This window comes from Microcoleus sp. PH2017_08_TRC_O_A (genome assembly GCF_020738665.1).
GTDB lineage: Bacteria > Cyanobacteriota > Cyanobacteriia > Cyanobacteriales > Microcoleaceae > Microcoleus.
Genome location: NZ_JAEQCE010000168.1, coordinates 1 through 9,961, shown reverse-complemented (window position 1 = coordinate 9,961; position 9,961 = coordinate 1). Strand labels below are relative to the sequence as shown.

Below are 9,961 nucleotides of genomic sequence, written 5' to 3'. Positions count from 1 at the left end.
TCTGCGATTGCTTCGCTAAGAGCTCGCAATGACATTGCATCTATTCACCAACAAACCAAATTATTGTTTTACTGTTACCGAGTTAAACATCGCATCACCCAATAGCATGAATTTCACTCCTGTACTTCGGTTGCCGCCGTCTCGAATATAACCAGCTCATAAATATCGCTCATCAACATTTGCACTCCTATCGAACTGAAAGAAACTGTTGCAGATTCTCCCTCAGATTCCTGAAACAACCATTGATTTGATTCATTCTTAATATATTGTTGCACTAAAAATTCTTGTTGGCTGACTAATACGTACTCGCGGAATTCAGGGATAGATCGATAAAACCGAAACTTATCCTCTCGATCGAAGTCCTTAGTAGACTTAGAAAGCACTTCCACAATTAGTACCGGATTGACTATCTCATCCTTGCGTCCTGGAGTGCAAACTAATTCTCCTTCAACTACCATCACATCGGGGTAAGTTCCCCGTCGATATCGAGGTATCCACAACCGCAAATCGCTCATAAATGGTCTTGCATTATTTCCCCGCAAAGCAGATTTCAAGAATGCATAAATATTACCTATTATCTGGCTGTGATTAATTGTGCCGCCTGTCATCTCTACAATTTCTCCATCACGGTATTCATTTCTAAACTCGGTAGTTTCTTCTAACTCTCGGTACTCATCGGGAGTATAAAACTTTGGCTTGGTTTTTACTAACATTTTCACCTCTGTTGCGACTTTGTTAATTATTGACTTCGGAAGCATTCATTTCAATAACTGTTGCTTCATTCAGCACGGGAAAATTTACCGAATTCGCAATATAACAAACATGATGTGCATTGTCGTGCAAACTGCGTGCTTTTTCCAAATCATTACCAGCTTCGATGGTTACTTTCGGACGTAGAATTACCTCGGTAAATCTAATTTTGCCATCTTTTTGTGTCATTGTACCTGTCGCTTCATCCGAGTAAGAAATCACCCGAATCGCAGCACGAGCACATAAAGCAAGATAGCTCAACATATGGCAAGCTGACAGCGACATTACCAATAAATCTTCAGGATTGTACAGCGCAGCATCGCCCCGAAAAGTTGGGTCTGCTGAACCTAGGAATGGTGGTTTACCCTCGATATTTATTGTATACTCGCGAGAATAAGCATCATAAGATGAAGTAGTACCTTGACTGGCACCTGTCCAAACTGTATGGATGCGGTAGGTGTGTTCTTTGCTCATTTATATTAATTTGGTAATTAAAATTATAATTAATATTATATCACAGGATCTGTTTGTAGTGAGGACTTCAGTCCGCATCAAATGCTGAGGACTGAAGTCCTCACTACGAACCGATTTTTTAAATTGAAAAAGCGCCTAACTTGTTACAGTTAGGCGCTATATAATCTTTCAAGATTCGCGCAAATTAATCGTTGCGAGACACAAGATTTGATTCAACTTTAGTAGTTGCAACTGGTACAATCCGACTCAATGCTGATTGCAGCATCGGAGTTTTGGTGACAGAATCGTTTGCTAAGTTAAACAAAGGGTTCGATAAAATTCCTGCCAATGTTGTTGCAACTAAGGTGAGTACAACGCTGACCTGCAATGGCCGCATTCCCTGAAGGTTCCAGCGAACTGGCGGATAGTTTTTCACGGAGTCTGACATTTCTTGAGGTTCTTTTACTACCATCATTTTGACGACGCGGATGTAGTAGTAAATTGAAACTACGCTGGTGATTAATGCCAGGATAACTAAGCCGTAAAGTCCAGCTTGCCAGCCTGCCCAAAATAGATAAATTTTGCCGAAAAATCCAGCCAGTGGCGGAATTCCACCGAGGGAAAGCAGGCAAATACTTAAGGCTAATGTTAGCAGCGGGTCTTTTTGATACAAACCGGAGTATTCGCTGATTTGGTCGGTTCCTGTCCGCAGGGAGAAGAGGATGATGCAGGCGAAAGCGCCTAGGTTCATGAACAGGTAAACCAACATATAAAATATCATGCTGGAGTAACCGGCTTCGGTTCCTGCGACTAAACCAATCATCACAAATCCGGCTTGGGCGATCGACGAATAAGCTAAAAGCCGCTTCATGCTAGTCTGGGCGAGGGCCACCACATTGCCTAACACCATGCTGAGTATGGCTAAGGCTGTGAATACGAAGTGCCACTGTTCTGTGAGTGCGGGGAATGCACTTGTTAATAACCGGATGGCTAGGGCAAAACCGGCGGCTTTGGAACCGACGGAAAGGAAGGCAACAACTGGTGTGGGCGAACCTTCGTAAACGTCTGGAGTCCATTGGTGGAAAGGAACTGCGGAGATTTTGAAGGCGATTCCGGCGATCGCAAAAATCAATGCAATCACCAAACCAAGAGATTCACCGTTATTAACTGTAGAAAGGTTGGCTGCGATCGCACTTAGAGTAGTTTGGCCGCCAGACAATCCGTACAGCAGCGAAATACCGTAGAGAAACACCGCCGAAGAAGATGCACCAATTAACAAATATTTCAAAGCAGCTTCATTGGAACGCGGATCGCGTTTTGTGTAACCCGTCAGCAAATAAGACGAGATACTCAGAGTTTCCAACGAAATAAAAATCATCACCAATTCATCGGCGCCACTGAGGAACATTCCCCCCAAAGTAGCCGTGAGCAAAATGCCGATAAATTCCGCTAAAGCAGTACCCGTTTGCAGTACGTAGCGCACGGATATCAAAATAGTGACAGCCGCCGTCAAAGCGATAATTCCGCGAAACACCAAACTCAAGGCATCGCTGTTAAAACCGCCCAGAAACGAGATAGTGTTAGTGTTATCCCACTGCAAACACAAAGCAGCGACGGCGGCTAGCAAACCCGCAACGGCAACGTAGGGAGTCCAAGCCGAGGAACTGCGGCCTACGATTAAATCGCCGACGAGAACCACCAAGAGGGTGATGATGACAATTCCCTCGGGTAAGATAGTTCCAGCGTTTAGCTGGGCTGCAAGAGTAGCAAAATCCATATTTTCAGTCACGTTGGGTAATACAGGCCCAAAAGGCTGTAATGGGCAGTTAGCTCGTAAAAATTCTTTACCAAACTGGATTGTAGCTGATTACAGCTTCGCGATCCCAGTTTTGAGATGTTTGTTGCCAGATAAGTTGATACAAGGTACGTAGTTACTCTCTTTGCGCTCTTTCATATAGATTTAAAGAGCGCTGAAGCGCAACAACATACCTAAGCGTTAACTCCCATATTCTGCCTGTTGCGTCCAGGAGTGTAGAAAATTTAACCAATTACTCAACATGACTGACTCGCTAAGTGCCTACAAACAGCAGATTCTGAATGACTTTAACAACCGCCCGGATTACGAAAATGAATTTCACAAACGGGCTGCAACTCGGTTAGTAGAATTGGCAAAATTGCGATCGCACCAGCAAGTTCTAGATATCGCTACCGGCACAGGTTTAGCGGCGATTGCGGCGGCCCAGGTTGTTGGGGCTCTTGGCTGGGTTTTGGGAACTGACTTTGCTGCGGGAATGTTGCAGCAAGCGAGGCAGAAAGTTGCAGGTTTAGGGCTGGCGAATATCGAGTTTGCCGAAGCAGACGCCGACGAACAAGAATTTTCCGACAACCAATTTGATGTAATTTTGTGTTCCAGTGCGATCGTCTATTTTACAGGTATTCCACAAGCTCTCCGTCAATGGTACAATGCTCTGAAACCGGACGGAACTCTCGCGTTTTCCTGTCTGGCAGAAACCTCTCCAACTACATCTATATTGTTTCGGGAAGTTGTGCAGCGATACGGCATTACGATTCGCAATCCCAACGAGTTACTGGGGACGCACGAGAAGTGCTGCCAAATTTTGCGATCGATCGGGTTTGAGAATATTGAAATTACCAACGAGCAATTTGGATTTGACTTACAAGATGCAGAAGCTGCTTGGAATGGCAACGCAAACAGCGCATTTGGACTTCAGGGAGTGCAATGGTCATACCAGCAATGGGAACAATGCAAACAAGACTATTTTGCCGCAATAAATGCAGTCTCAAGGGCACAAGACTTTTGGAACGATGTCACAATATTTTTTGTAATTGCCCGCAAATCTAATATAGGCGATCGCCCAAGCTCCGAAAATTTTTTCGCTTCACCCCTTGACACTGACGCCACGTGAGGGTTTTACGATTGATTCATTCCGCGATCGACTCTGAACCGAAAGGAGGAAAGGTATGCCACCCTTGGCGATGAAAGTCGGCGATTTGGCAAAACAAACAGGTGTGTCCGTCCGGACACTGCATTACTACGAAGAAATTGGTTTACTCTCGCCGTCGGGGCGGACTGAAACAGGCTATCGGCTGTATGCGAATAATGACATTATCCGCTTGCAGCAAATCGTATCGCTGCGACAAATCGGCTTTTCCTTAGAGGAAATCCGAGGATGTTTGGAACAGCGGAATTTCTCGCTAGAGCAAATCATTCAACTCCATGTAGCGCGTCTGAAAGAACAGATTGATTTGTCTCACCGATTGCTCAACCGATTGGAGTCGATTTCTAGCAGTTTACAATCGGCACAATCGGTTTCCGTCGAAAATTTGATTCACACCATTGAGGCAATTTGTATGTTTGAAAAATACTACACGCCTGAACAATTGGAAACCATCAAGCAACGCCGGGAGTTGTTGGGAGAGGAACGAATCCAGCAAAGTCAAACAGATTGGCAAAAACTCATTGAACAGGTTCGGACTCAAATGAAAAACGGCACAGATCCGGCTGACGAATCGGTGCAAGTCTTGGCTCGACGCTGGCTATAACTGGTTCAGGAGTTCACGGGCGGTGATGCGGAAATTGCGCGATCGCTCAACAATATGTATCAACAGGAAGGAGTAGAGGTTGTCTCCCAGGGTGCACTTGATTCAGCCGTGTCTGAATATATCGGCAGAGCGATCGCAGCCTTGAAACAATCAGCACAGGGTATGAAAAAAATAAGTTAAAAATCCCCAAGCTTTGTCGATACTGGTTTCTATGACTGGCATATTTAGCCTTTCATACCGTAAATCAGCAACGCCATTTATATTAACAAATGGAATATTCCGGTCTACTGGCGAGTTCGTATTAGCAACTATACAAAATAACCGGGCATTTGTTAAGAAATTTGAGATTTTGTGCTGCTGGCGATCGACTTATGATATATTTCTTAAACCTGAAAGCGGGAAAGTCCGGTGCAATTCCGGCGCTGTGCCGCAACTGTGAGAGTCAGAATGCCGATTTCAGGGCGCGTTTGCCGCGTTTACTTTTAGGTTCCCTGCGTCGCACGGGGAAGGAGATTATTTGTTGCTTTTGAGTGATTTACCGACTTGTCCCGGCTTATTTTACGGTTCCCAAGCCCGAGACGGCGTTTTATCGAGGATGCGGATTCCGGGGGGAATTTTAAATGTACAGCAGTGTTGGTCGATCGCCAATTTAGTCGATCGCTACAGTATCGGCTGTTTGCAAGTCACAAATCGGGCAAATTTACAAATCCGAGAATTGCACTCGGAAATTCCCTCAGAAGTTTGGCAAGATTTACAGGAATTGGGATTAGCGTCTCGGCGCGTTGAAGTTGACCAAATTCGCAATATAATGGCAAGTCCGACAGCAGGAATCGATCGCCAAAACTTACTGGATACTCGCCCGCTAGTTGCAGCTTGGGATAATTACCTGCAAACCCATCCTGAGTTATCGGAACTTTCCGCTAAATTCAGCATTGGCTTTGATGGCGGAGAATTAGTTTCTATCCGGAATTTCCGCAATGATATTTTATTAGTGGCAAAAAGGCGATTGACAAATTCCAAAATTATTTTTGGTCTGCATTTCAACGGCGTTGAGACCGGAATTATAATCGAAGAATCGCAATGTATTTTAGTATTAGCAAGCTTAACAAACGCGTATCTTGAATATACAAAAAGTCAGCCTCGAATTGATGGTAAAAAACCGCGTTTGCGTCATCTACTCGCTGATTGGGGTACAGAAAAATATCTAGAACAAGTAGAGAAAAATTTGCCGTTTGCATTGCGGCAAGAGGCGATCGAACTTTTTCTAAAAGACATATCCAACAACTCTTGTGGAACAGGCATCCTGCCTGTCACGAGCGCACCCAACGGTAATCTCGGCATTCACAGTCAACGACAGTCCGATTTCTCCTACATCGGCATTGCACTCCCCCTAGGCAAGCTAGAATCAAAGCAACTGAGAAATTTGGCAAATTTAGCCCAAAATCTAGGCGGAAGCACCCTGAGACTTACGCAGTGGCAAAATCTGCTGATTTCTGACATCCCCAACTCCCAGGTTTGCGAGGTCAATCAGCAAATCGCCGATTTAGGATTGCACTCATCTGCAACTCGCCTAGATTCCTGCTTAGTTGCGTGCGCCGGTAGCAGCGGCTGTGCGTCAGCAGCGACAGATACTCAAAGTGACGCCCTAGCAATGGTGAGGGATTTAGCGCAAAAACTGACGATCGACCGATCGATCAATATACATTTCAGCGGATGCGAAAAATCCTGCGCCCAACACCAGCCAATAGATATCACCTTAATAGGAATTCAGATTCAGCAGAAAGGCGAAACAATCCCAGGTTACAACATTTATGCAGGTACAAAAGACTTGCCCTTTGGACGGCAAATATTCCCAGCCGTCAGTGTAGCCGAGATGCCTCGTGCGATCGAGCGAATGTTGCGCGTCTACCAGCGGTTTCGAGAACCTCGCGAGTCATTAGGTGAATTTTGCGATCGGTGGGCGATCGACAAATTGCAGAAATTACTGAACCCAGAAAATCATTAAAACAGACAAACTGTCATTATCTCCCCTTCTCTTTCTTACTTCGCGCCCTAGCGCTGACGCGCGGCTTCGCCTAAAGCGCCTTCGCGGTTCATTAAAAAAAGCCATTCCACAAATCAAACAAACTTCCCCTAACAATTTTAAATAAAGTTAAGTACAGTCTCCCAATTACCAATTCCCAATGCCCAATTCCCAATTCCCAATTCCCAATTCCCAATTCCCAATTATCTTAATGATTGACTACATCCGAGACGGAACAGAAATCTACACCAAATCCTTCGCCACAATCCGCGCCGAAGCAGACTTATCAAACCTGCCGCCAGACTTAGAAACAGTCGCAGTGCGACTAATTCACAGTTGCGGAATGATCGACATCGTTAAAGACTTAGCAGCTTCCCCCCTTGCCGCCACCCACGGGCGCAAAGCCCTCGCAGCAGGCGCACCAATTCTGTGCGATGCCAGGATGATAGCCGAAGGCATCACCCGCAAAAGGCTTCCCGCAGACAATCCAGTGATTTGCACCCTCTGGAATCCCGATGTACCGCAGTTGGCGCGGCAAATCGGTAATACTCGATCGGCAGCAGCACTCGATTTGTGGCTAGATAAGTTAGATGGTGCAGTTGTGGCGATCGGCAATGCCCCGACTGCTTTATTCCGATTGCTGGAAATGCTGGATGCTGGAGCCCCGAAACCGGCATTAATTCTGGGTTTCCCGGTAGGATTTGTGGGGGCGGCCGAATCCAAAGCCGAACTCGCTGCCAACAGTCGGGGAGTGCCATTTATCGCGCTACACGGACGGCGCGGTGGCAGTGCGATGGCAACAGCAGCCGTGAATGCGTTAGCTAAAGAGGACGAACTATGACTAAGACTACTGGTAAATTGTACGGATTGGGCATCGGCCCTGGCGATCCGGAATTGATAACTTTGAAAGCTTATCGGATTTTGCAATCGGTGCCGGTGATTGCGTATCCGGCGATGGAAAATGGTAAAGTGCTCGCGCGCGCGATCGTCGCAGATTACTTGCGCCCAGAACAAATTGAGATTCCGATGCCACTGCCTTTTAGCCCCACGCGATCGTCTCAACCGTATTACGATATTGCAGCCGAGAAAATTGCCGCCCACCTCAGCGAAGGGCGGGATGTGGCGGTTTTGTGCGAGGGCGAACCTTTTCTCTACGGCACGTTTATGTATTTGTTCAACCGTTTGTCGGGCAAATTTACAACCGAAGTTGTGCCGGGAATTTCTTCGACGATGGCGAGTGCGAGTGCCCTGGGAGTGCCACTGACTTATCGTAACGATGTGTTAAGTATTATGCCTGCGACGTTGGACGCTGATGTTTTGCGCGATCGACTGGCGCTGGTTGATGCTGCGGTGATTATTAAGCTGGGGAGGCACTTTGCGAAAGTTCGAGACGTGCTGATTGAGTTGGGACAATTCGATCGCGCACTATATATAGAACGCGCAACTATGCCGAATCAGTCCATTCGGGCGATCGCCGATGTCGATCCGGCCCAGGTTCCCTACTGGGCGTTGGTCATGATACCCAGCCAGCAAAAGTCTGTATCTTGACCTTATTCAACCCACATTCGGCACCCTAGGGCATCACACAGTATAATTACCCTGAAGGCGTTGCTGAATCAGGGTATGAGACGATAAAAAATGCGAGATTGGAGCCGAAAATAATTTCTGGGATTTTGATTGGGAATTGGAACATCTCCAAATTTCAGATAATGAATTAGTAATTTAACTGTCGGGGCGACAAGTCGCCTATAACGCAATACGGTTCACTTAAGACAGATCCCCCCTAACCCCCCTTCCCAAGGCTACCGTGTACACACAAGTCAAAGTAAACTAGAAAAAAGAGTATCGGCTCAATAAGTAGGGGAAGGAGCTAATCTAGCTGCCAAGACAAGCCCAAGGGATAAAGAGCAGATTTTTCGCGAATAATAGTGGACAGAGAGGGAATAATTCCAAGTTGAGAAATTCGGTCACGGACATAATCAAAAAAACTGATTCCCAACTGACTCCTTAGTAGCAACAAGAGACATAAAAGTATCCCAAGCCTGAGTACCATCAATCGTTTGAGTTGCATAGCTAATATTACGTCGCTGCACAGCAAGTTCGGGCAGCTAACTCAGCCGGATTATTATGTAAAGGTAATTCAGGATGCTCTAAAACCCTCAGCAACTCCGATACTTTTGTCGCAGTTAATTGTTTGCGCTCATCCAACAATTCATAGCCACTTTGAGTTTCAAAAAGCAGCAGAAATTTCGACCTTAAAAGCAGTGCAGCTTCAGGACTGGGAGCATTTTTATAAGCTAATAATTCCCGATAGTAATCCCAAAAATCATCGAGAAACTGCTCTAAAATTACTTGATGGCAATGGAATACCGGGCTTAACTTCTTGTAATGCCTTCCCTCATGTACCCAACATAGCGCTCTATCGGCAGTGATTAACTTGAATTGGGGAGCATCATCACAACAAAGAGTTTGTACGACTGGACAATCAGTTTGCTGATGATAGAAAACAATAGCTGCTGCTTCCTTAATCCTGGTAACTTGTTGAGCGCCCAGTTTGGGTACATACTTATTGAGTAGGTGATTAAACTCTGACTCACCCAACACCGTTTCTTGAGGTAATAGCTGGAGAGCGTTTTGCCATTTAATCGGGATTTTGAAGTCCTCAATTAGTGAGAATGTCAGTGGATTTAGAATAAATTTCAGTTCTCGTCCTGGCTGTAATCCTTTCAGTACGGTCAGTCTATCTTTATTGGCTGTTGTGAAGTATACTGTATATAAAGGGTTACAGATGATATTGGTCGTATGGTTGACTCCACCTACACGCGCACCTGTTTGGTCGAAGTGTTGCCAAGGACTACTCGCTAGTCCTGAATCATAAACTTCTTTTTTCTCGGTTTCAAAACCCGAGTGGTTTTTGATTAACAGGTTGGATAAATAACCGGCTGAGATGGAAATACCTAAATCCGCTAAAAATTCTAGTAGTTTGCCTTGCGTCATATTACCCCCATAGTACAAACTGATGATTAGGGCTTTGATTCCTGGTCCAAATTCTCCTTCGTAGCCTAGTGGTAGTTCTGCTACATAAGTTTTTCGGAGTGAGGGTGAGTAATATTTCTGTTTACGGAACAATATGTTGTCGGTTGCCAAGCTGATATCTTGGATGATTACTTG

9 protein-coding genes and 1 riboswitch are annotated in these 9,961 nt (G+C 45.5%); of the genes, 5 read left to right on the top strand and 4 right to left on the bottom strand.

Annotation, left to right across the window (positions count from 1 at the left end):
• Nucleotides 1-113 precede the first annotated feature (113 nt).
• The 3 genes from JGK22_RS32500 to JGK22_RS32490 all read right to left on the bottom strand — a co-directional run bounded on the left by JGK22_RS32500 (nt 114) and on the right by JGK22_RS32490 (nt 2,980).
• Complete coding sequence (locus JGK22_RS32500; protein WP_293209016.1) at nt 114-713, bottom strand: Uma2 family endonuclease; 600 nt, start codon at nt 711-713, stop codon at nt 114-116.
• Nucleotides 714-735: 22 nt separating this feature from the next.
• Entirely contained in the window at nt 736-1,224 is a 489-nt protein-coding gene (locus tag JGK22_RS32495) for an OsmC family protein (RefSeq protein WP_293186719.1), read from the bottom strand.
• A gap of 184 nt (nt 1,225-1,408) precedes the next feature.
• Entirely contained in the window at nt 1,409-2,980 is a 1,572-nt protein-coding gene (locus JGK22_RS32490) for an NAD(P)H-quinone oxidoreductase subunit N (protein ID WP_293186720.1), read from the bottom strand.
• 280 nt (nt 2,981-3,260) lie between these two features.
• Between JGK22_RS32490 and JGK22_RS32485 the strand changes: the two genes are divergently transcribed.
• From JGK22_RS32485 to JGK22_RS32465, 5 genes are all read left to right on the top strand, one after another.
• Nucleotides 3,261-4,130 (top strand): methyltransferase domain-containing protein, encoded by an 870-nt coding sequence (locus JGK22_RS32485; RefSeq protein WP_293186721.1) that lies wholly within the window; start codon nt 3,261-3,263, stop codon nt 4,128-4,130.
• Nucleotides 4,131-4,185: 55 nt separating this feature from the next.
• On the top strand, nt 4,186-4,767 hold the full coding sequence (locus tag JGK22_RS32480) for a MerR family transcriptional regulator (RefSeq protein WP_293186722.1): 582 nt from the start codon (nt 4,186-4,188) through the stop codon (nt 4,765-4,767).
• 357 nt (nt 4,768-5,124) lie between these two features.
• Nucleotides 5,125-5,241: riboswitch (cobalamin riboswitch) on the top strand.
• Nucleotides 5,242-5,293: 52 nt separating this feature from the next.
• Complete coding sequence (gene cobG / locus JGK22_RS32475) at nt 5,294-6,772, top strand: precorrin-3B synthase (RefSeq protein ID WP_293186723.1); 1,479 nt, start codon at nt 5,294-5,296, stop codon at nt 6,770-6,772.
• Between the two features lie 229 nt (nt 6,773-7,001).
• Nucleotides 7,002-7,631 (top strand): precorrin-8X methylmutase, encoded by a 630-nt coding sequence (locus tag JGK22_RS32470; protein WP_293186726.1) that lies wholly within the window; start codon nt 7,002-7,004, stop codon nt 7,629-7,631.
• Nucleotides 7,628-8,338 carry a precorrin-2 C(20)-methyltransferase gene (locus JGK22_RS32465; RefSeq protein ID WP_293193370.1) on the top strand — a complete coding sequence of 237 codons (711 nt, stop codon included), beginning with the start codon at nt 7,628-7,630 and terminating at the stop codon, nt 8,336-8,338. Before JGK22_RS32470 ends, JGK22_RS32465 begins: the two co-directional genes overlap by 4 nt.
• A 531-nt stretch (nt 8,339-8,869) precedes the next feature.
• On the opposite strand, the gene JGK22_RS32460 is transcribed toward JGK22_RS32465, so the two are convergent.
• Nucleotides 8,870-9,937: a hypothetical protein gene (locus JGK22_RS32460; protein ID WP_293282323.1), complete on the bottom strand. Its 1,068-nt coding sequence runs from the start codon at nt 9,935-9,937 to the stop codon at nt 8,870-8,872.
• Nucleotides 9,938-9,961 lie beyond the last annotated feature (24 nt).

Coding starts and splice junctions, on each gene's coding strand:
- JGK22_RS32500 (WP_293209016.1), bottom strand. CDS start 713: ATGTTAGTAAAAACCAAGCCAAAGTTTTATACTCCCGATGAGTACCGA.
- JGK22_RS32495 (WP_293186719.1), bottom strand. CDS start 1,224: ATGAGCAAAGAACACACCTACCGCATCCATACAGTTTGGACAGGTGCC.
- JGK22_RS32490 (WP_293186720.1), bottom strand. CDS start 2,980: ATGGATTTTGCTACTCTTGCAGCCCAGCTAAACGCTGGAACTATCTTA.
- JGK22_RS32485 (WP_293186721.1), top strand. CDS start 3,261: ATGACTGACTCGCTAAGTGCCTACAAACAGCAGATTCTGAATGACTTT.
- JGK22_RS32480 (WP_293186722.1), top strand. CDS start 4,186: ATGCCACCCTTGGCGATGAAAGTCGGCGATTTGGCAAAACAAACAGGT.
- JGK22_RS32470 (WP_293186726.1), top strand. CDS start 7,002: ATGATTGACTACATCCGAGACGGAACAGAAATCTACACCAAATCCTTC.
- JGK22_RS32465 (WP_293193370.1), top strand. CDS start 7,628: ATGACTAAGACTACTGGTAAATTGTACGGATTGGGCATCGGCCCTGGC.